The sequence below is a fragment of the Allokutzneria albata genome (assembly GCF_900103775.1).
Taxonomy (GTDB): domain Bacteria; phylum Actinomycetota; class Actinomycetes; order Mycobacteriales; family Pseudonocardiaceae; genus Allokutzneria; species Allokutzneria albata.
In genome coordinates, this window is record NZ_LT629701.1 from 4,492,903 (window position 1) to 4,513,803 (window position 20,901).

The window sequence follows — 20,901 nt, forward strand, 5'->3', positions numbered from 1 at the left end:
AGCCGGATTCACCGCACTGTCAATGCTTGAGCGCGCGCACCACCAGCTCGACGTCCTCCTCGGAGTTGTAGAGGTGGAAGCCCAGCCGCGTGCGCCCCGCGCGCGAGCCCGACCGCACCCCGGCCTCGGCCAGCCGCCGCCCCTGCTCGTCGTCCAGCTCCAGCGACACGATCGCCGATCCGGTTCCCGGGAGGTCCAGCTCGGCGAGCAACGCATCGGTCAACCGCACGGAATGCGCACGCACCTCGGCCATGTCCAACGTGGACAGATACTCCAGTGAGGCAGTCGCACCGACCTGGGCCAGCCACACCGGCGAGATGTCCAACCGCCGCGCACTGCGCGCCAACCGCAACGGCAGCCCGTAGATCGACTGCCACGGGTCCTCGCCCCCGTACCAGTTCGCCGAGTGCACCACCAGCTCGTCCAGCGCGTCCGGCCGCACGGCCAGCCAGGCGGCGCCGCGCGGGCAGAGCATCCACTTGTAGGCGGCGGCGACCACCCAGTCCGCCCACCCCAGGTCCAGCGGCATCCACCCCACCGCCTGCGTGGCGTCCAGCAGCACCCGGGTTCCCGCCGCGGCCGCGGCCTCGCGCAGCGCGGCCAGGTCGACCTCCGCGCCGTTCGCCGACTGCACGACGCTGACCGCGACGACATCATGACCGTCCACTTCGGACGGGATGTCGGCGAGATCGGCCTCGGTCACCTTCACGCCGCGATGTGCCTGCGCGGCAAACGGGAACGTCAGGCTGGTGAACTCGCCGCGGGCGACCAGGACCCGGCTCCCGTCGGGCACGCTCGCCGCGACGATGCCGGCCACCTGGGACCCGCTCGCCCCCGCAGCGACGTCGTCGGCGTCGAAGCCGACCAGCTTCGCGAAGGCCGCTCGCGCGCGGCGCACGTGCTCGTCGAAGTCGGCGGGGTGGTCGGCCCCCGCACCCCACCGCTGGACGGACTCGCGAACGGCGTCCGTGGTCAGCGTCGGCGGGATACCGATGCTCGGCGTGTTCAGATACCCGGCGGGGACGTCGAAACTCGCTCCGAAGGCAAGGCGCATGCCCCCGAGCGTATGCGCGGCCCCACCACGATCCGCCCGCATCCAGAACGACTCATTCGGTGCGTTGGGGGGATCGGGGCGCGGGGCTAGCGTTGGGGGCATGCGTTCCGAGGTGATCGAGATCAGGACCGGGTCGGTCGAGGTGGTCTACGACCTGACGGCGGAGTGCGAGCGGTTCCTGGCGGGGGTGGACGGCGCGGACGGGCTGCTGCACGTGTGGGTGCCGCACGCGACGGCGGGCCTGGCGGTCCTGGAGACCGGGGCGGGCAGCGACGACGACCTGCTGGCGGCGCTGCGCGATCTCCTCCCGGCGGACGACCGCTGGCTGCACCGCCACGGCTCGAAGGGGCACGGTCGCGACCACGTCCTGCCCGCGCTGGTGCCGCCCTACGCGACAGTCCCGGTCTTCGGCGGGCGGATGGCCCTGGGCACCTGGCAGTCGGTCTGCCTGGTGGACACCAACCGCGACAACCCGGTCCGCAGCGTCCGCTTCAGCTTCCTGACGGGCTGACCAACCGGGACGTGACGTCGGGTGCGGCGCGCGCGAGCAGTTCGGCGCGGCGCACGGCGATGCCTGGCGTGTAGTCCTCGACCGGGACGACTTCGAGGACGCCGGGCAGGAACGCCTGGCGGAGCCCGCGCGCCGCGGCGTCGGGAGCGAGCGCGACAGCGGCCAGGTACTCGGCGACGGTGACCGCGGCCGGTCCGGCGCCGGGCCAGCTCGGCCAGTTCCGCGCCGTTCGCTCTTGGCGCCGGGAGGACGCCGAGGCGGTCAGCACCTTCACGCGGCAATACTCTTGGATTCAGATTGTCAGATATCCCTGCAGGGGTACGGTGCCCGGTGTGACGAGGCCGAACGCGCGCCGGAACGCGCTGATCACCGTGCTGCTGCTGGTGATCGTCGTGGGCGGGGGCACGGCGGCGGTGTTGCTGCTGGCGCGCGGCGCCGATCGGACCGGGCCCACGACCACCGCGGCGCCCCCGCCGGAGAAGACCACCCCGCCGCCGGTCACCACGAAACCGCTGCCGCCCGCGCGCAACCCCGGCTGGCAGGTGATCGTCAACCACGACTCGGGACTGGTCTACGAGGTGCCGGGCTCGTGGACGCTGGGCGGGACCAGGATGGCGCGGCCCGGCGGGGTGCTGTCGCTGAGCGGGCTCGCCGCCGCGCGGCCCTTCCAGTGCGACGGCGCGGAGTTCGTCCGGGGCGAGGTCGGCTCCGGCCGGATGGTCCGGCGCGACGATCCCGCGGTCGTGGCCGCCGCGGTCGCCGAGGGGGCGGCCAAGTCCAACTACCCCTCGCCCACCGTCGAGCTCAGCCCGCCGACCCCGGTCGCGGTGGACGGCCTCGCCGGGGCCACCGTGGTCGCCGACGTCTCGTCGAGCGCACCGAGTCCTTGTCACGCAAGCAAGGCGCGGATCACCGTGCTCGCGCTGACGGTGCCCAACGGCACGGTCGCGGTCAAGGTCGAGGTGCCGGAGGACGGCAAGGACGCGCAGTTCTCCCCGAGCGCCGAGGACGTGCGCAAGATCCTGGACACCGTCCGCCAGCTGAGCTGAGTTGGGTTCGCCGCGCGCCCTGGTAGTACCGTCGCTGCCGTGACATGGCCAGGTGGTGGACAGGACCAGCAGGGACAGGGCGGCTGGGGCGGGTACCCCCAGCAGCAGCCGCAGCAACAGCCGCAGTGGGGCGAGCAGGCTCCGCAGCAGCAGCCCCAGCAACCCCAGTACGGCGGGTTCGGCCAGGGCGGGTACGGCGGCCTCGGCGCGTTCGGGCAGCAGCCGCCGCCGAACAAGAGCAAGCGCAACAAAGCGATCCTCTTCAGCGCGATCGGCGTCGTCCTGGTCGCCGCCGTCGTCGTCACCGTGGTCCTGCTGACCAACAGCAACAGCCCGCAGCCGCAGGCCGGGCCGGGCACCACCACCCCGGCGGGCCCGACGACCACCACGAAGGCCATCGCGAAGCCGCCGGAGCCGATCAACGAGGCCCCGAAGAACCCCGGCTGGCAGGTCGTGCCCAACCTGATCACCAGGCTGGTCTACGAGGTCCCCCCGGCGTGGAAGCCCGCCGCGCCGGGCGAGACGCGCTCCGCCTCCGGCGCCCCCAACATCAACACCATCGCGACGCTGGGCTCCTACCAGTGCGGCGGCGCGGGCTACTCGCGCGGGGTCACCGGCATGATCACGATCAAGCCCAGCGAGGGCGCACCCGGCCTGGAGGCGGGCAAGGTCGCCGCCGACTTCGCCAACGGCTACGCGTCGTCCTTCTACGAGTTCTCCAAGGACGGCAAGACGCAGAAGCCGCAGGTGAAGCTCGGCCAGCCGAAGCCGGTGCAGCGCCAGGGCTTCAGCGGCGTGATCCTGGAGGCCACCGCCACCACCGCGCCCGGTGAGCCGTGCATGGCCGCCACCGGCAAGGTGCTCGTGGTCGCGATGACCAACCGGCCGGAGAACGGCATCGTCATGGTGGTCAACGCCGACACCGCGCCCGTGGCCGGCCAGGAGTCGGCGCCGACCGCGACCGACGAGGAGCTGAACAAGATCGCCGACAGCTTCCGGGTCGCGACCGAGTGACGAGCCCGAACCGCTTGGTGCTGTGGGACATCGACCTCACGCTGGTCGAGCTGCGCGGCCTCGGCATGCACTGGTACCGGCGCGCGCTGGCCACCGCGACCGGGACCGAGCTGGTGCACGAACCGCCCACCGCGGGCCGCACCGAACGCTGGATCAGCACGGAGATCCTGACCGCGCACGGGTTGCCGGCCGATGACGCCTCGGTGCGCAGGCTCTTCGCCGCGCTCACCGAGGCCGTCGAGGCGGACCTGGACGTGCTGCCCGTGCGCGGGCGCGCGCTGCCGGGCGCGGTCGAGGCGCTGGACGCACTCGCACGGCGCGCGGACGTGGTGCAGGGACTGGTCACCGGGAACCTGGTCGAGATCGCCAAGCACAAGCTCGGTGCCTTCGGGCTGGACCGGCGGCTGGACCTGGCGATCGGCGGCTACGGCGCGGAGTCGCTGGTGCGGGCCGATCTCGTCGCCGCCGCCGTCGAAGCCGCCACCACGCGGCACACCGACGGGTTCGCGGCCGACGCCGTGATCGTCTTCGGGGACAGCCCGCACGACATCACGGCGGCGCGGCACCACGGCGCGGTCGCGGTGGGCGTGGCCACCGGCCACAGCAGCGCCGCGGAACTGCGGGCAGCCGGGGCCGACGTCGTCCTGGCCGATCTCGCCGATACCGCCGCGGTCCTGGAAATCCTCGTGTAGCAACGGGGAGCGGGGCGGTTCGGCCCCGCTCCCCGTCAGCGGTCACACCGCCGGCTAGCGCACGCTCCCGACGATCGGGAGCTCCAGGTTGCTCGGCGCGAGCGCGATCTCCACCTTGTTCGCCTTGGCGTCGGAGGAGATGTAGCTCGGCAGGTTCTGCACCAGGACCAGGCCGATGCGGTGACCGGCCGGGAACACGTAGTCCTTCGGGTGCAGCTCCCACTGGACCCGGTAGGTCCGGCCCGGAACGAGGTCCTGCCCCTGGGCGAGCGACTGGTGGTTCTTCATGTCGATCGCCCCGCGGGTGATCACCTTGTACGGCGTCGCCGCGGTGATCTCGGCGGGCGGGGCAGCGCAGCCGGTGCGCCGGTCGAGGTCGGCCTGCTCGCAGGAGTCGGTCATCAGCTCGATCGGCGACTTGCCCAGCGCCTCGGTGCGCGTGGCCTGGCCGTAGTCGACCAGCAGCGCGGTCAGCGGGGCACTGGTGGTGTCCGCGCTCGCGTTCACGCTCACCTTCGCCGTCCCGGACAGGCGGACGGCCTGCTTCAGCGGTGCGGTCAGGTAGGCGAGGCGGTTCGGCTTGGCCAGCTCGGGATCACCGGCCGCGGCCGCCTCGGTCTGCGTCTTCAGGTCGGTGACGACCTGCTTGCCCGGGTCGGCGACCGGCTGCGGCTTGAGCGCACCCGGCTCGCCCTGGCCACCCGCGCCGAAGAACAGCTTCGTCTTCTTCGCCGCGGCGTCCGGCCAGCTGCCGTGGGTCTCCCAGGTGCCGTCCGGCCGCTGGATGTCGGCCATCGGCTCGGCCATCACACCGTTCTGCAGGCCGAGCAGCCAGTGGTCCATCCACCGGTGCATGACCTTCTCCCACTCGGCCTTGCGGAAGCCGATCGGGTCGCTGTGCGCGCCCCGGTGCAGCCAGATCTTGCGCGGCACGTTGAGCTTCTGCAGCTCGTACCACCACTTGGAGAAGTGGCCCGGCTTGACGTTCCAGTCCTCCTGGCCGTGCACCACGAACACCGACGCCTTCACCTTGGCCGCGTCCGGGCGGTAGTCCCGCTCCGCCCAGAACTTGGTGTAGTCGTAGGTGTCGTCACCGGCCTGGTCGCCGAGCGCCTTGAGCTGCGCGGCGCACTTCGCCTTGGCGGACGGGCTGATCACGTAGTTGGCCAGCCACTCCGGGTACCGCTTGCCCCACGTGCCGTAGTAGCCGATGCCCTGGTCGCGGGTGTAGTCGTACCAGCTGGAGATCGCGGCGATCGGCACGATGGTCTTGAGGCCGTCCACGCCGCGTGCGGCGAGCGCGTTGGGCAGCGTTCCGTTGTAGGAGACGCCGAGCATGCCGACCGCGCCGGTGCTCCACGAGGCCACGGCGGGCGTGCCGTCGGCGTAGTAGGCCTTCGCACGGCCGTTGAGCCAGTCGACGGAGGCTTCGATGGACGAGGTGTCCTCGGAGTCACCGGTGGTCGGGCAGCCCTGGGAGCGGGCCGTGCCCTGCATCTCGACCTCGACGACGGCGTAGCCGCGCGGCACGAAGAACTCGTCGTACCACCGGCCGAAACCGCGCGGGGCCGCACCGGGCAGGAAGTGCTCGTCGCCACCGCGGGCGCGGGCCGCCGCCGCGGCGGAGTAGTACGGGCTGGCCTCCATGACCGTGGCCGACTTCAGCCCGGTGTTGGTCTCCTTCGGCCGCATCACGTCGGCGGCGATGCGGTCCGGCTTGCCGTCCGCGTCGCTGTCGATCTTGGACTCGATGTAGACCGTCTCCCGGATCGCCTCGGCGTGGGAGTAGATCGGCTTCGTCTCGTTGTCGACGATGTTTCCCGCCGGCTGGGCGAAAGCGGGGACCCCGGTCAGGCTCGCCGCGGCCGCCGCCGCCAACCCGGTCAAGAGCGCAGTGAACGATCGGGATCTGCGCACGTGTCGCATGCTGTCCTCCTGGGCGCCCACCCAGCAGGGTTCGGGTGGGCCACGAGGACCAGGCAACCGGGTCGGCACAGGCGCCCGAAAGCGACCAAAGGAGGGTGATATTCACGCTCCGGCCGACGCTCACTGGGCCGTTCGGCCTACCGGCACACCATCCACAGTGGACGGTGTGCCGGTGTCGCGATCAGCTCCGGCAGAGCTCGACGAGGTGGTCGACGACCTTGTCAACGCCGATCTCCACGCGCTCGCCGGTGGCGCGGTCCTTGACCTCGACGACGCCGTTGGCCAGGCCGCGGCCCACCACCAGGATCGTCGGCACCCCGACCAGCTCCGCGTCGGCGAACTTCACGCCGGGCGAGGCCTTGCGGTCGTCGAGGAGCACCCGCACCCCGGCCGCGTCCAGCTCGGCGGCGATCCGCTCGCCGCCCTCGCGCACGGCCTCGTCCTTGCCCGCGACGACCACGTGCACGTCGGCGGGCGCGATCTCCCTCGGCCACACCAGGCCCTTGTCGTCGGCGCGCTGCTCGGCGATGACCGCGAGCGCCCGGGAGACACCGATGCCGTAGGAGCCCATGGTGATGCGGACGGGCTTGCTGTCCGGGCCGAGCGCGTCCAGGCCGAACGCGTCGGCGTACTTGCGGCCGAGCTGGAAGATGTGCCCGATCTCGATCCCGCGCGCCATCACGAGCTTGCCGCCGCCGTCCGGGGACTCGTCGCCCTCGCGCACCTCGGCGGCCTCGATCGTGCCGTCCGGGGTGAAGTCGCGGCCCGCGACCAGGTCCACCACGTGGTGGTCGGGCTTGTCCGCGCCGGTCACCCAGGCGGTCCCGGTGACCACCCTCGGGTCGACCAGGTAGCGGACCCCGTTGTCCTGCAGCGCCTTCGGGCCGATGTAGCCCTTGACCAGCCACGGGTTGGCCTTGAAGTCGGCCTCCTCCAGCAGCGCGACCTCGGCGGGCGCCACCGCCGCCTCCAGCCGCTTGAGGTCCACCTCGCGGTCCCCGGGCAGGCCGACGGCCAGCAGCGTCCACTCCTTCGCCGCGGGCAGCTTGGTCTTGACGATGACGTTCTTCAGCGTGTCCGCCGCGGTGAACTCCCTGCCCAGCCCGGCGCCGTTGAGGAAGGTCACCAGCGTCTCGATGGTCGGGGTGTCCGGGGTGTGGTGCACCTGGGCCGCGGGCAGGCCCTCGATCGGCCGCGCGGGCGGGGCCGGGGTGGTCACGGCCTCCACGTTGGCCGCGTACCCGCTCTCCAGGCAGCGCACGTAGGTGTCCTCGCCGACCTCGGCGGGGGCCAGGAACTCCTCGCTGGCCGAGCCGCCCATCGCGCCCGAGACCGCGGAGACGATGTGGTACTCGATGCCGAGCCGCTCGAAGATCCGGATGTAGGCGTCCCGGTGCGCCTGGTAGGACGCGGAGAGGCCGTCGTCGTCGAGGTCGAAGGAGTAGGAGTCCTTCATGACGAACTCGCGGCCGCGGAGGATGCCCGCGCGCGGGCGCTCCTCGTCCCGGTACTTGTTCTGGATCTGGTAGAGCACGACCGGGTAGTCCTTGTAGGAGCTGAACTCACCCTTGACCATCAGGGTGAACAGCTCCTCGTGCGTCGGCCCGAGCAGGTAGTCGGCGTTCTTGCGGTCCTTGAGGCGGAACAGCGTCGAGCCGTACTCGGTCCAGCGGCCGGTGCTCTCGTAGGCCTCGCGCGGCAGCAGCGCGGGGAAGTGCACCTCCTGCGCGCCGATCGCGTCCATCTCCTCGCGGATGACCCGCTCCACGTTGCGCAGCACGCGCCAGCCCAGTGGCAGCCAGGAGTACACGCCCGGGGCGACACGGCGTACGTACCCGGCGCGCACGAGGAGCTTGTGGCTGGGCACCTCTGCGTCGGCCGGGTCCTCACGCAGGGTTCGCAGGAACAGCGACGACATCCTGGTGATCACTGGCTGAACTCCTTCTGCTGTGGTTCGAGCAGCCTAACGTTGGGCTCCCGGATGTCGGTCGGCGCGTCTACCGTGCGGCTCCATGGGACTCAACATCGCGTGCATCACCATCGACTGCGCCGATCCGGCGAAGCTGACCGGCTTCTGGACCGAGGCGCTGGACTTCACGATCGTCGCCGACCTCGGCGAGTTCGTCTTCCTGGCGCCGAAGGACGCCCGGGGCGCCGCGCTCGGCCTGCAGAAGGTGGACGAGCCGAAGGAGCGCAAGAACCGCGTGCACATGGACCTCAGCGCCGACGACCGGGCCGCCGAGGTGGAGCGCCTGGTCGGGCTCGGCGCCACCGTCCAGGGCGAGTTCACCGTTCCGGGGCTGACCTGGACCGTGCTCGCCGACCCCGAGGGCAACGAGTTCTGCGTCTCCGAGCGCTCCGAGATGCCGACCTGACCCGGAACCGGCCACATCGGGTGCACGACGGCGGCCGGGGGTGGAGTTCTAGGCTCTGCGGGTGCTCGTGTTGCTGCCGCCGTCGGAGACGAAGGCCCTGGGCGGGTTCGGACCGCCGCTCGACCTGGACGCGCTGTCCTTCCCGGCCCTGACGCCCGTGCGCCGCAAGCTCGTGGACGCGCTCGTCGACCTGGCCGCGGACCCGGCGGCGAGCATGGCGGCGCTCGGGCTGTCCGAGCGCCAGCTCGACGAGGTCCGGCACAACGCCGAGCTGCGCACCGCGCCGACCATGCTGGCGCTCACCCGCTACACCGGCGTGCTCTACGACGCGCTCGGCATCGGCACGCTGACCAAGGCCGAGCGCGCCCGCGCGGACGCCCGGCTGGCCGTCGCGTCCGCGCTGTTCGGGCTGGCGCGCGGGACCGACCAGATCCCGCACTACCGGCTCTCCGCGGGCAGTTCACTCGCGGCGGTCGGACCGCTGCGCGGGGTGTGGAAGCCGGTGCTCGAACCGGTTCTGTCGGAAGCGGCGGGGCTGGTCGTCGATCTGCGCTCCGGCTCCTACGCGGGCCTGGCCCGGGTGCCCGGAGCGGTGACCGTCCGCGTGGTCACCGACGACGGCACCGGACGGCGCAAGACGGTCAGCCACTTCAACAAGGCGCACAAGGGCCGCCTCGCGCGGGTGCTCGGCTCCGCCCGCAAGGAGGCGTCGACCGTCAAGGACGTCATCAAGATCGCCGCGGCCGCCGGGCTCGGCCTGGAGGTCACCGGCGACACCGAGCTGGAGCTGCTCACCGGATAACTCGATTGCGCGGATCGGCGCGGTCGGCGATGCTGGCCGCCCACTACGAGCGAGGAGGTGCGACATGAACATCGCTGCCATGTCCGACCTTCCCCGTAGGAGTTCCCACCGTGCGACCGCACGTCCTCCCCGGCTGGCTGATCACTGACGACTGCGCGGTCGATCACGATCTCGGGGTTCTCAAGACCGGCAAGGAAGCCGACGTCCACCTGATCGAGCGCACCGTCCCCGGCTCCGGGGCGAGCTGCCTGCTGGCGGCCAAGCGCTACCGCGGTGCCGAGCACCGGATGTTCCACCGCGACGCCGGCTACCTCGAAGGCCGCAAGACCAACAAGTCCCGCGACACCCGCGCCATCGCCAACCGCACGCGCTACGGCCGCGACGTCATCTCGCAGCAGTGGGCGCAGGCGGAGTTCACCGCGCTCACCCGGCTGTGGGCGGCGGGTGTCCCGGTGCCCTGTCCCGTGGCGTACCTGGGCACGGAGCTGCTGCTGGAGTTCGTCGGCGAGCCCGACGGGTCGGCGGCACCCCGGCTCGCCCAGCTGCGGCCGGACCGCGACGAGCTGCGGGACCTGTGGTTCCAGCTCGTCGAGGCGATGCTGCTGATGGCCGCCGAGGGCGTCACCCACGGCGACCTCTCCCCGTTCAACCTGCTGGTGCACGGAGACCGGCTCGTGGTGATCGACCTGCCCCAGGTCGTCGACCTGGTCTCGAACCCGCAGAGCGAGCTGTTCCTCCGCCGGGACGTGCGCACGACGTGCGCCTGGTTCGTCGCCCGCGGGCTGCCGGAGGACGTCGCCGACGCCGAGTGGCTGGAGGAGCTGCTGCGCCGCGAGGCCGGGCTGATGTAGGCAGGTGCTGTACTTCACGGTGCCCGGTGACGCAGGGCGCTGACCTGCACTGATAATTGATCATGCGTCCTGCCACGGGAAACGGTCTCCCGTGGTGGGACGCGCAGCGGCTGGGCCGACCGGCCGACCGGCTACACTGGGCAGCGCACCACGTCAGCCGCGCGAAGATCGCGTCTGCCGGCCAGGCCGGTCGGTGGTGCTCCTGACCCACTCAACGGCGCACAAGCGCCGGGCTCGTCCTTGTGACCATCCCGCGGTTCCGATCCGGCGGGAGTCCCCGAGACGTGCCACGTCTCGGAGGATCTGTGTCTATCGCTACACCTGCCCGGCACGAGCACGCCCCGCGCAAGCCTCGCCACCGGGCGACCACCCCTGCCGCCGTCGAGGCGCAGGACACCCCCGAGGTCTCCGAGGTCGCCGAGACCCCGGAAACCCCGGAGACCAAGACCTTCGCCGAGCTCGGCCTGCCCGAGGTGCTCGTCGAGCGGCTGGCCAAGCGCGGCATCGTCGACGCGTTCCCGATCCAGGCCGCCACGCTGCCGGACTCCCTCGCCGGGCGCGACGTGCTCGGCCGCGGCCAGACCGGCTCCGGCAAGACCCTGGCCTTCGGCCTGCCCATGCTGGTCGCGCTGGCCTCGGGCCGCACCAAGCCGATGCAGCCGCGCGGCCTGGTCCTGGTGCCCACCCGCGAGCTGGCCATGCAGGTCCGCGACTCCCTCGGCGAGCTGGCCGAGGGCCTCGGCCTGCGCTGCAACATCGTGGTCGGCGGCACCTCGTTCCCCAAGCAGGTCGCGGCGCTGCGGCGCGGGGTCGACCTGCTGATCGCCACCCCGGGCCGGCTCAGCGACCACATCCGCCAGGGCACCTGCGCCCTGGGCGAGGTCCAGATCACCGCGCTGGACGAGGCCGACCAGATGGCCGACATGGGCTTCCTGCCCCAGGTCCGCGAGCTGCTGGACCAGGTGGCGCCCGGCGGCCAGCGCCTGCTGTTCTCCGCCACCCTGGACGGCGACGTCGACCAGCTGGTGAAGCGCTACCTGACCGACCCGGTGACCCACTCGACCGCGCCGCCCTCGGCGAGCGTGTCCACGATGGACCACCACGTGCTGCTGATGAGCAACGACGACAAGCTCGACGTCGTCGCCGAGGTGGGTGCCCGCGAGGGCCGGACCATCATGTTCGTCCGCACCAAGCACGGCGTGGACCGGCTGACCAAGAAGCTGCGCTCGGTCGGCGTGAAGGCCGGCGGCCTGCACGGCGGCAAGACCCAGGGCGCGCGCACCCGGACCCTCGGCGACTTCCGCGACGGGATCACCACCTGCCTGGTGGCGACCAACGTGGCGGCCCGCGGCATCCACGTCGACGACGTGAGCCTGGTCGTGCACGTGGACCCGCCGCTGGACCCGAAGGACTACCTGCACCGCGCAGGCCGCACCGCGCGCGCCGGCCAGGCCGGTGTCGTCGTCACGCTGGCGCTGCAGGCGCAGCGCCGCTCCGTGCAGGCGATGACCACCAAGGCGGGCGTGCGGCCGACCATCACCCGGGTCCGCCCGGGCTGGACCGAGCTGTCGGAGATCACCGGCGCGCAGAAGCCCAGTGGCATCGAGCTGCCGGACGAGACCGTGCGCCCGGAGCGCCGCCCGGCCCGTGCCGGCGGCGGCGATCGCGGCCCGCGTGGCTTCGGGCGTCGTCCCGCCCGTGACGGCGACCGCCCGCGTGGCTTCCGCAGGGACGACCGCGGCGGCGAGCGCGAGTTCCGGCGCGAGGACCGCGGCGGGTTCCGTTCCGACCGGAGCGAGGACGGCAACCGGGAGTTCCGGCGGGACAACCGTGGCGACGACCGCGGCTTCCGGCGCGAGAACGACCGGGGTGAGCGCGGCTTCCGCAGGGACGACCGCGGCGAGCGCACCGACCGCGGTGTCCGCGGCGACGACCGCGGCGGGTTCCGCAGGGACGACCGGGGCTTTCGCGGCGGCGACGACCGTCCGGCCCGCAGCGGCTTCCGCAGCGACGACCGCCCCAGCGGCCGCGCGCCGCGGGACGAGTGGCGCCGCCCGGAGCGCACCGCTGGGCACCGCGACGACCGCGGGCACCAGAAGTGGGAGGACCGCGGTGGCGACCGCGCCGCCCGCCAGCAGCGTGGCACCGGGGGCCGCAAGCGCTTCAACTCCCCCACCCACTAGCCACACCCGCACTCCGGAAACCCCCGTCGGCCACCCGGCCGGCGGGGGTTTCCCGGTTACGGGGCCAGGGCGGCCACGTCGCCGACGACGATGATCGCCGGAGGACGGATCGCCTCGGCGGTGATCGTGGAGCCGAGCTTGTCCAGCGTCGTGCGCACCACCCGCTGCGCTCGCGTCGTGCCCTCCTGGATCACCGCGACCGGCGTGGACGACGGCCTGCCGTGCTCGATCAGCGTGTCGGCGAAGGCGTCGGCGCGCTCCACGGCCATCATCAGCACGAGGGTGCCGCGCAGCTTCGCCAGCGCCGGCCAGTCCACAAGGGACCGCTCGTCGGACGGGCTGACATGTCCTGACACCACGACGACTTCGTGGGCGACGCCACGGTGGGTCACCGGAACCCCGCCGACCGCGGGCACACCGAAGGCGCTCGTGACGCCGGGGACGACGGTCACCGCAACGCCCGCCTCCGCGCACGCCAGCAGCTCCTCGAAGCCCCTGCCGAAGACGTAGGAGTCGCCGCCCTTGAGGCGCACCACGAACTTCCCGGCCTTGGCGTGCTCGATCAGCGTCGAGTTGATCAGGTCCTGGCTGGCCGCGCGGCCATAGGGGATCTTCGCCGCGTCGACGACGAGCACGTGCGGCGGGAGCTCCTCAAGCAGCTCGCGCGGGGCCAGCCGGTCGGCGACCACCACGTCCGCCCGCGCCAGCAAGCGCTTGCCGCGCACGGTGATCAGCTCCGGGTCGCCGGGCCCGCCACCGACCAGCGCCACTCCGGGCTGCTGCTGCTCGGCGGCGTCACCGACCACCCCTGAGCGCAGCGCGTCCAGCACGCCGTTGCGCACGGCCGCGGAACGGCGGTGCTCGCCGCCCGCCAGCACACCCAGGAGCAGCCCGTCGTGCTCGCCCACCGCGGGGGTCACCGCGGTGCCGAGGCGGGCGACGTCGGCGCGCACGCAGAACACGCGCTTCCGTTCCGCCTCAGCGGTGATCGCCGCGTTCACGTCCGCGTCGTCGGTGCACGCGAGCGCGTACCAGGCGCCGTCGAGGTCCCCGTCCGCGTAGGCGCGGCGGGTCCAGGCGAACTCCCCCGCGGTCGCCATCGCCTCGACGGCCGGGGTCGCCTCCGGTGAGATGACCTCGATGACCGCCCCCGAGGCGACCAGCCGCGGCAGCCGGCGCTGGGCGACCGTGCCCGCACCGACCACCACGACGCGCCGCCCGGCGAGATCCAACCCGGCGAGGTAGTGCTGCTCAGCCCGCATGACCGCTAAGCATGCCGATCCGCGCGGCCGAACACACCCGGAGAGCGCTGGACATCACTCGCCGACTCCGATCACGGGGTGCCGGTCCTCGTAGCCGCGCGCCTTCCACCACAGCACCGCTCCGCCCCACGCCAGCAGGAACGTCGCGGCGATGCCGTAGCCCATGACCTCGAACTGCTCGGAGATCCCGCCGATCCCGGCCAGCCAGCTCAGCCCGGCCTTCTCGGCCAGCAGCTGCGACACGTAGACCAGCACCACGAAGGCCGCGATCGCCACGGTGATCGCGGTGGTCACGGTGTTGTAGAACAGCGTCCGCACCGGGTTGCGGTAGGACCAGGAGTAGGCGCGCGTCATCAGCAACGAGTCCAGCGTGTCGAACGTGCTCATCCCGGCCGCGAAGATCAACGGCAGGCTGAGCACGGCGACCAGGGGGAGCTCTCCGCCCGTCGCGGTGGTCGCGGTGAGCCCCAGCAGCGTCACCTCCGACGCGGTCTCCAGGCCCAGTCCCATCAGGAAACCCACCGGGTACATGTGCCAGGACGAGCGGATCAGCACGCGCAGCCGCCCGCCGAAGATCCGGTTGAACACGCCGCGGTCCATCAGCACGCGCTCGACCTCGGCCTCGGCCAGGTCACCGCGCCGCAACCGCCGCCACAGCCCGGCCAGCGACCGCAGCACGCCCGCGTTGAGCACGGCGACGAGCAGCAGGAACGAGATCGCCACGATCGTCGCGATGGTGCCGGTGACCTCCTGCACGCCCGCCACCTCGGACTCCGCGATGGTGCCCGCGGCGAGCGAGATGACCAGCGCGAGCACCAGCACCACCGTGGAGTGGCCCATCGCGAAGAAGAAGCCGACCCCCATGGGTCGCTTGCCGCGCAACAACATCAGCCGCGTGGTGTCGTCGATGGCGGCGATGTGGTCGGCGTCGAAGGCGTGCCGGATGCCGAGCACGTAGGCGATCACTCCCGCGGACGCGAGGACGCCGGAGCCGGGGAAGCGGTCGGCGTAGGCCAGGTACAGCCCGATGCCCGCGACGTGCAGCACCACGATCGCGCCGATGATGCCGAAGAGCCTGCGCCGCTCCTGCGCGGTCCACGCGCCGCTGGGCGCCTGGACGTCAAGGGACGTCATGAAAGGAACCTCCTGGGTGCCTCGCCCGAGGGGGAGTTCGCGCCCGCCACGGCGTGGCAGGCGACCACCAGGGAGTTCCTGACTCTCGGATCGCGCGCGATCCGCTCACAGTGGCGGGACCGTCCCGGACTCGCACCGGGTTCCTCGCACTGGTGGCGCCCCGCATCGTGGGGGCGGGGACGAGGCCGCGTCAATCGGCCGGAGGAGGTCGAGCCCGGTCCGTGCCGCTCACGTGATCTTCGACGGCCGCGCGGGGCAGGGGGCGCCGCGGACCGGAGAAAGGAAACGGAATAGGAGCGAAATGAGCTTTGCCTGCCCCGGGCGGCGGGAGGGGCAGGCAAAGCGGGTCGGCGAACGTGAAACTCTTCCAGAAATCGACGAGCCCACGGTCCCCGCCTCGACCGTACACTTCGTCGTCTCTTTCGCGGGCGTGATCTCAAGGATCCGCATACCGCTCACACACGTTCAGCACTACTGCGTGGTTGTGGTCGGCTCAGCCGGAAGACCGGGGCCGGGTGATGCGGTTGACCGGGCCGTCACGCTCAACCCAGTGGTGACGGAAGAACTTCCGTGGTCAACATTGCCGCGGCCGCGGATTTCATCCTGGCCAGTGCTCGCAATTTCCACCTCCCACCTGGGACGTGTTACCTCGTCAAGACGGGCATATGCATCGCACACCCGAATGCCGTTGTGCGGCAAGGGCTTGCAACACCTTTTCATCACAACGTGCTACCGGTTGCACATCACTTCATTGATCAGGGTGGAGTGACCATACGTCCGCCCACCGCGCGGGTCCGCGAACTGCCCACGACCACCGTGGCGCCGGGCGGGACGACGCCCGGATCGAAGCCCGTGATCATCGCCACGCTCGTGCCGATCCCGGGGCCGGCGACGCCGACCGGGGTCCGCGGCGGCCGGTGCAGCCGGAGCAGGTCCAGTGCGGCGCCGAGCCGCCAGTCGGCGTTGTCGCGCAGGCACACCACCACGTCGGCCTCGGCGACAGCGCGCACCCGCTGCTCGACCACCGGCCACGGGGCGCCCGCGTCGGCCAGGCTGATCACCGCGTGGTCGGCGCCGAGCGGGGCGCCCAACTCGGCCGCGGCGGCCGACACCGCGCTCACCCCGGGCACCCCGGCGATCTCGATCCGCTCGTCGGCCTGCTCCAGCGCGGGCCCGACGAGCGCGCCGGAACCGACCAGCGCCACGGACCGCCCGGCGGCGGCCAGCCGCACCGCCTCCGCCGCGCGCTGGCGTTCGTCGCCCGGCGCGCTGACCCGGACCTCGGTGCCCTGGCGCAACAGGTGGCGGACGCGCTCCAGGTCGGCTTCCAGCCCCACCACGACGGCCGCGCGGCGCAGCTCCACCTCGGCGCGGGGCGCCCGCAGGTCCTCGGCTCCGGGTCCGGCGTCGACGATGACCAGCCGACCGCGCGGCCGCACCCTGGCCGCCGCGACGGTCGCCTTGTCCCCCTTGAGTTTCGCCGCGACCAGCTCCACCGGCGATCCGTCGGCCAGCTCCCCGGCCGCGTGCAGTGCCGCCGCCTCCGCGACGCTGGGCGTGCCCACCTCGGCCCGCACGTCCTCGCTCGGCGTCGGCACGTCGACCCCGGCGAGGGTGTCCGCCGGGTAGTGCAGCAGGTCCGGCGCGCTGTCCTGCCAGAAACCGTGGTCGTCGACGGCGTCGATGAGGCCCTGCTCCGCGGACTTGGCGTCGACCGTGGCGAACGCCCGCACCGCGCGCAGGTCCAGCTCGGCGTGCTCGGCCAGGTCGGCCAGCAGCCCGGTCACCGCGCTCGCCCGCACCCCGGTGGACGAGCCGACGCCGATCACCAGCGTCCTGGGCACGAGCCGGAGCACCCTGCCCTCCACCGCGAGCAACCGGTCGTCCACCACAACCGTCCACTGTGGACCCACAGGCGGCGGCTCCTCGTGCACGGTGACGTTGGAAGGCATGGCGGGCAAGGGAAACCGCAGCGGGTTGATGACACGGACCGGCTCGCCCGCGAGCATCGCCGCGGCGCAGTCCGCGAAGTCACCGTCCACAGTGGCGTCCAGCAGCTCGACCAGCTCGTCGAGCACCGTGGCGCCCACCGACTCCGCCGCCGTGGTGACGACGGGCTGGCAGCCGAGGAACTCCCCGACCCGGTCGGCGAGGGCGTTGGCCGCGGGCCCGCCGGTCAGCGCGACCGCGTAGCCGCTCTCCTCGTCGACGCAGACCACCACGGGGTCACCGTGCCGGTCGGTGAGCAGCGGCGCGATCAATCGCACCGTGGCACCGGTGGACAGGAAGAACACGGCGGCGCCCAACCGCGGCCAGATCCGCCGCAGCGCGGGCTTCACCGCCCCTTCGACCACCGCGGCGTCCGCGCCCAGATGTGCCGCCAGCTCCCCCGCGGAGCGGCGCCCCTTCGCCGTCACCGCAAACAACCCGATCACCCGAGAACCCTATCCCCGCCCCCACCCCCCACCGCTGACCTACCCGACGTGGCATGTGTTTCGCTGGACGTAACCAAAGCCGCATTGGGTGCGTCAGTCGGCGCTGAGGAGGCTGAGGGGCGGAGACGGGGGCCGGAGGGTCAGGAGGGTTTGCGACGGCCCCAGAGGATGAGGGTCGGGGTGGTGCCGACGAAGCGGCTCGCGCCGTCCGACATGGTGGCGAGGCGGTTGGCGGAGAGCTGACAGCCGTCGACGACGTAGCCGGAGTGCCGCAGAGCGTCCCGTGACGCGCCGAGGCGGTCCAGAGCGGTCAGCGCGACGACGACCCGCTCCGCCCCGACGGCCGCGCACGCCGCGACGACCTCGGGACCGCCGCCACCGACGAAGATCGAGTCCGGGCGGGGCAGGCCGACCAGGGCCGCGGGCGCCTCGTTCTCCACGATCCGCATGTCCACGCCGTGCGTCGCGGCGTTGGCGATGATGCGCATGCACTGCACGGGATTCGGCTCGATGGCGATGACGGCCGCGCCCAGCCGCGCGCACTCGATCGCCAACGCTCCTGCGCCCGAGCCCACGTCCCAGATCAGCGAGCCGGGGCGCGGAGCGAGCTTGGCGAGGGCGAGCGCGCGCACCTCGGCCTTGCTCACGGTGCCGTCCCGGTGGGCGAAGGACTCCTCCGGCAACCCCCAGCCGCCCGCGGGCGGGGTCGGATCGCCTCCGGCGCACCAACCGCGTGGCGGGACCGCCTCCGGGTCGGCGAGGCAGAGCACCACGTTCGGGTCGCGCCAGCGGCGCTTGGCGGCCTTGGGCGGGTCCACCACGGAGATCCGCTCGTCCGGGGTGTCGAGGTCCTCGGCCACGATCAGGGTGCGGCGCCAGCCGGTGAGGCCCGCCCCGATCTCCGCGGGGCCCGCGACGGCATCGGTCAGCACGGCGACGGCGGGGCGCGCGCGGCACACGTTGAGCGCGCGTCGCAGGTCGCGGCCGCGCGCGCTCACCACGAGCACGTCGTCCCAGGACCGGCCGAGCTTGGCCATCAGCCGCTGCACGCCGGAAACTCCCGGCAGCACCTTCCCGGCCCGCACCCCGCGCTCGCGCAGGGACAGCATGACCCCGAAGAAGCCGGGGTCACCGGAGGTGATGATCACCGCGGGACCGTCCTCGGCGGACAGTTCGCCCAGGTCGGTGAGCGCCTGGTCGAACTGCTCCGTCCCGGGCTGGGCCAGCTCGACCCGGCGGGCGCCCTCGGGGGCGTGGGCGTCGAGGTGGGCCCGGCTGCCGAGCACCACCTTGGCCCCGGCGAGGAGTTCGGTCGCGCCCCTCGGCAGGCCGTCGCCGTCGACGCCGAGCACGCTCACCGCGACGGTGGCGGGTGGGCCGGACCGCTGGCGCTCCCCGTTCGGCGACCGCTGCTGGAGCAGCTCATGGCCGACCGGACCGGCCTCCGTTGTCTGGCGGCCTCGGCGGAACATCCCGCCGGACCGGCCCACGCCCGTACGCACAGCTCGTCTCCACATCCCCGGGGCACGACCGGTGCGCTGGAACCAGGTGGGCGGGGCGCCCATGCCCACGGACACCCATCAGTTAGCCCATTCGCGGGCGCGCGCACCGGTGCCGCGCCGGAGGTTCACCCGTTCGACGGCAATGCAAACGTTCCCAGAGCGTCCTATGTGGACGGTGAGATCAACTGCTCTTCGTCGCCCGCTTCGGCTTGCGCGCGCCGGTGCTCTTGCCCTTGGCGGTCTTGGTGGGCGCCTTGGCCTTCTCGGCCTTGTCGGCCGCGGGCTTCTCGGCGGTGACCTTGGCCGTCCTGCGCTTGGGCTTGGCCTCCTCGACCAGGGCGGCGGGCTCCGGCAGGTCGACGGGCAGCGTCACCTGGTCGGGGTGCTTCTTGGTCTTGCTCGCCGCCGCGACCCGGGTGGAGGTACCGGTGAGCCGGGCGGTGCGGTAGCGGCGCGCGGTGCGGCTGGTCGCGCGGGTGGTCTCCTGCCAGTCGCGGACGGCCCACCACGCCACGTCGGAGCCGGGCTGCGCGGGACGGGCCGCGGTCTCGGCCTCGCCCGCGGGCTCCTGCGCCGGCAGGTCGGCGGCGGGCGTCACCGCGCGCAGCGGGCGACCCGAGCGGCGGTACCCGGAGGCGGAGGAGGACGCCGGGGCGTAGGACCGGGCGCCGCCGTTGCGCAGGGCCTTGCCGACCAGGAAGAGCGTGTGCCGCCAGAGCTTGTGCTGCTTGACCACGCGCTCCAGCTCGCCGATGGTCGTCTGCACGGTCAGCTCGTCCGGCCAGGTGGTCTTGTACGCGATCACGACCGGGGTGTCGGTGGCGTAGCCGCCCTCGACCAGTTCCTCGACCAGCTGCCCAGCACGGGCGGCGGGCAGCGAGATCGCCATCGTGGTGCCGTGCCGGGCAAAGGCGCGGATGCGCTCGGCGTCGGGCAGGTCGGCGTTGCTGCCCTCGACCCTCGTCATGATCATCGACTGCGCGTTCTCGGTCGCCGTCAGCTCCTTGCCGACGATCGCGGCCGCCGCGGAGAACGTGGAGACGCCGGGAACGATCTCGACGTCCAGGCCCATCTTGCGGCAGAGGTCGTGCTGCTCCTGCACGACGCCCCACAGCGCGGTGTCCCCGGCGTGCAGCCGGACGACCTTGAGCCGCTTGACGATCGCGCGCCGGTAGACCTCGAGGACCTCGTCCTGGCTCACCCGGGTGAAGTCCACCAGCTCGGCGTCGGCGGTGGCGTGCTCGCGGACGCAGTCGGCGTCCAGGACGCTCGGCGCCCACAGCACCACGTCGGCCTCGGCGATCCGCCGTGCCGCACGCAGGGTCAACAGGTCTGCTGCGCCAGGTCCGGCGCCGATGAACGAAACCCGCCCGTTCACGGTTGCTCCCCTCGGCCGCTCCTGCGACACGGTGCTGGTGGTAGTGGCGATGACGGTACCGCCACCGATGATCGGCTTACGAGCCTGGTCACTTTCGGCGCCGAACCGGCCACTATCAGTCAAGATCCGCGGGGACGAGCGACCATGAAACAAGATCGTGTTGGCGGCCGCGGTGCCGGTCGGCGTTGCGGAGTACGCCCTCGCGGGTGAACCCGGCCTTCTCCGCGACCCGCTGCGACGCGGTGTTCCCGACCGCGGCGCGCAGCTCCACGCGCGCGAAGTCGACCTCGCGCAGCGCCCACTCCGCCACCATCCGTACGGCCTCCGCGACGAAGCCCCGGCCGCGGGCGTGCGGGGCGGCCCAGTAGCCGACCTCGGTCACGCGGTGCTCCCACCGGGTCCTGGTCAGCCCGATGGTGGCGAGGAAGCGATCGGTCTCCGGATCGCAGATCGCCCAGCTCTGCCCCTCGCCGGAGAGCCGGACGTGGTGGGACTGCTCGGCGCACCAGGTCAGCGCGGCGGACTCGTCGTAGGGCTCGGGCAGCGGAATCCACCGCAGCACCTCGTCGTCGACACCTTCGGCGACGTCAGCGGCGTCGGTGACCCGGAACGGCCGGAGCACCGTACGCCGGGTACGCAGGACGACCAGCGGCATCACGCAGACGACGTGCGCCAGCGCGAACGGGTCGTCGGCGTCGATGCGCATCTGGGCGGGCGGATCAACGTGCTCCAC

Annotated in this window: 18 protein-coding genes and 1 riboswitch; of the genes, 8 read left to right on the forward strand and 10 right to left on the reverse strand. The window is 72.5% G+C overall.

Features of this window, described 5'->3' with window-relative positions; all coding sequences use genetic code 11:
• Positions 1-19 precede the first annotated feature (19 nt).
• Positions 20-1,054 carry an aminotransferase class V-fold PLP-dependent enzyme gene (locus BLT28_RS19915; protein ID WP_030430432.1) on the reverse strand — a complete coding sequence of 345 codons (1,035 nt, stop codon included), beginning with the start codon at positions 1,052-1,054 and terminating at the stop codon, positions 20-22.
• 100 nt (positions 1,055-1,154) lie between these two features.
• On the opposite strand from BLT28_RS19915, the gene BLT28_RS19920 reads away from it, so the two are divergent.
• On the forward strand, positions 1,155-1,565 hold the full coding sequence (locus BLT28_RS19920) for a YjbQ family protein (RefSeq protein WP_030430433.1): 411 nt from the start codon (positions 1,155-1,157) through the stop codon (positions 1,563-1,565).
• Here the strand turns inward: BLT28_RS19920 and BLT28_RS19925 are convergent.
• The gene (locus tag BLT28_RS19925) at positions 1,546-1,839 is read right to left on the reverse strand and encodes a PIN domain-containing protein (protein WP_030430434.1); all 294 of its coding nucleotides are present in this window, start codon (positions 1,837-1,839) and stop codon (positions 1,546-1,548) included. The two genes, BLT28_RS19920 and BLT28_RS19925, sit on opposite strands and share 20 nt — an antisense overlap.
• Positions 1,840-1,897: 58 nt before the next feature.
• Between BLT28_RS19925 and BLT28_RS19930 the strand changes: the two genes are divergently transcribed.
• The 3 genes from BLT28_RS19930 to BLT28_RS19940 are packed head-to-tail and all read left to right on the forward strand — an operon-like array spanning position 1,898 to position 4,320.
• Complete coding sequence (locus BLT28_RS19930; protein ID WP_030430435.1) at positions 1,898-2,614, forward strand: hypothetical protein; 717 nt, start codon at positions 1,898-1,900, stop codon at positions 2,612-2,614.
• A gap of 39 nt (positions 2,615-2,653) precedes the next feature.
• Positions 2,654-3,628: a hypothetical protein gene (locus BLT28_RS19935; RefSeq protein ID WP_030430436.1), complete on the forward strand. Its 975-nt coding sequence runs from the start codon at positions 2,654-2,656 to the stop codon at positions 3,626-3,628.
• Positions 3,625-4,320, forward strand: a complete 696-nt coding sequence (locus tag BLT28_RS19940) for an HAD family hydrolase (RefSeq protein WP_030430437.1) — start codon at positions 3,625-3,627, stop codon at positions 4,318-4,320. The genes BLT28_RS19935 and BLT28_RS19940 overlap by 4 nt, the downstream gene beginning before the upstream one ends.
• A gap of 54 nt (positions 4,321-4,374) precedes the next feature.
• Here BLT28_RS19940 and BLT28_RS19945 read toward each other — a convergent pair whose 3' ends face one another.
• On the reverse strand, positions 4,375-6,237 hold the full coding sequence (locus BLT28_RS19945; protein WP_162184863.1) for a Xaa-Pro dipeptidyl-peptidase: 1,863 nt from the start codon (positions 6,235-6,237) through the stop codon (positions 4,375-4,377).
• A 190-nt stretch (positions 6,238-6,427) separates the two neighbouring features.
• Positions 6,428-8,176: a proline--tRNA ligase gene (locus BLT28_RS19950; protein ID WP_030430439.1), complete on the reverse strand. Its 1,749-nt coding sequence runs from the start codon at positions 8,174-8,176 to the stop codon at positions 6,428-6,430.
• Between the two features lie 82 nt (positions 8,177-8,258).
• Between BLT28_RS19950 and BLT28_RS19955 the strand changes: the two genes are divergently transcribed.
• From BLT28_RS19955 to BLT28_RS19970, 4 genes are all read left to right on the forward strand, one after another.
• Positions 8,259-8,621: a VOC family protein gene (locus BLT28_RS19955; RefSeq protein WP_030430440.1), complete on the forward strand. Its 363-nt coding sequence runs from the start codon at positions 8,259-8,261 to the stop codon at positions 8,619-8,621.
• Positions 8,622-8,682: 61 nt separating this feature from the next.
• A complete protein-coding gene (yaaA, locus tag BLT28_RS19960) occupies positions 8,683-9,423 on the forward strand; it encodes a peroxide stress protein YaaA (protein ID WP_030430441.1) in 741 nt (246 codons plus the stop codon).
• A 110-nt stretch (positions 9,424-9,533) separates the two neighbouring features.
• Positions 9,534-10,274, forward strand: coding sequence for a serine protein kinase RIO (locus tag BLT28_RS19965; RefSeq protein WP_407638733.1), 741 nt, complete (start codon positions 9,534-9,536; stop codon positions 10,272-10,274).
• Positions 10,275-10,579: 305 nt separating this feature from the next.
• Positions 10,580-12,457, forward strand: a complete 1,878-nt coding sequence (locus tag BLT28_RS19970) for a DEAD/DEAH box helicase (RefSeq protein ID WP_063766604.1) — start codon at positions 10,580-10,582, stop codon at positions 12,455-12,457.
• A 56-nt stretch (positions 12,458-12,513) separates the two neighbouring features.
• Here BLT28_RS19970 and cobA read toward each other — a convergent pair whose 3' ends face one another.
• From cobA to BLT28_RS20005, 6 genes are all read right to left on the reverse strand, one after another.
• Positions 12,514-13,719 carry a uroporphyrinogen-III C-methyltransferase gene (gene cobA / locus BLT28_RS19975; RefSeq protein WP_030430444.1) on the reverse strand — a complete coding sequence of 402 codons (1,206 nt, stop codon included), beginning with the start codon at positions 13,717-13,719 and terminating at the stop codon, positions 12,514-12,516.
• Between the two features lie 54 nt (positions 13,720-13,773).
• The gene (locus BLT28_RS19980) at positions 13,774-14,853 is read right to left on the reverse strand and encodes a HoxN/HupN/NixA family nickel/cobalt transporter (RefSeq protein ID WP_030430445.1); all 1,080 of its coding nucleotides are present in this window, start codon (positions 14,851-14,853) and stop codon (positions 13,774-13,776) included.
• Between the two features lie 52 nt (positions 14,854-14,905).
• Positions 14,906-15,022: riboswitch (cobalamin riboswitch) on the reverse strand.
• Between the two features lie 586 nt (positions 15,023-15,608).
• Positions 15,609-17,288 (reverse strand): cobalamin biosynthesis protein, encoded by a 1,680-nt coding sequence (locus tag BLT28_RS19985; RefSeq protein ID WP_030430446.1) that lies wholly within the window; start codon positions 17,286-17,288, stop codon positions 15,609-15,611.
• Positions 17,289-17,428: 140 nt separating this feature from the next.
• Positions 17,429-18,790 (reverse strand): precorrin-6y C5,15-methyltransferase (decarboxylating) subunit CbiE, encoded by a 1,362-nt coding sequence (cbiE, locus tag BLT28_RS19990; protein ID WP_231950349.1) that lies wholly within the window; start codon positions 18,788-18,790, stop codon positions 17,429-17,431.
• Between the two features lie 181 nt (positions 18,791-18,971).
• Positions 18,972-20,168 (reverse strand): cobalt-precorrin-4/precorrin-4 C(11)-methyltransferase, encoded by a 1,197-nt coding sequence (locus BLT28_RS20000; protein ID WP_063766605.1) that lies wholly within the window; start codon positions 20,166-20,168, stop codon positions 18,972-18,974.
• 115 nt (positions 20,169-20,283) lie between these two features.
• Positions 20,284-20,901 carry a GNAT family N-acetyltransferase gene (locus BLT28_RS20005; protein WP_197683879.1) on the reverse strand — a complete coding sequence of 206 codons (618 nt, stop codon included), beginning with the start codon at positions 20,899-20,901 and terminating at the stop codon, positions 20,284-20,286.

Bases quoted from the DNA above. Each gene is read 5' to 3' on its own strand.
- BLT28_RS19980 (WP_030430445.1), bottom strand. From the start codon at position 14,853: ATGACGTCCCTTGACGTCCAGGCGCCCAGCGGCGCGTGGACCGCGCAG.
- BLT28_RS19920 (WP_030430433.1), top strand. From the start codon at position 1,155: ATGCGTTCCGAGGTGATCGAGATCAGGACCGGGTCGGTCGAGGTGGTC.
- cobA (WP_030430444.1), bottom strand. From the start codon at position 13,719: ATGCGGGCTGAGCAGCACTACCTCGCCGGGTTGGATCTCGCCGGGCGG.
- BLT28_RS19915 (WP_030430432.1), bottom strand. From the start codon at position 1,054: ATGCGCCTTGCCTTCGGAGCGAGTTTCGACGTCCCCGCCGGGTATCTG.
- BLT28_RS19955 (WP_030430440.1), top strand. From the start codon at position 8,259: ATGGGACTCAACATCGCGTGCATCACCATCGACTGCGCCGATCCGGCG.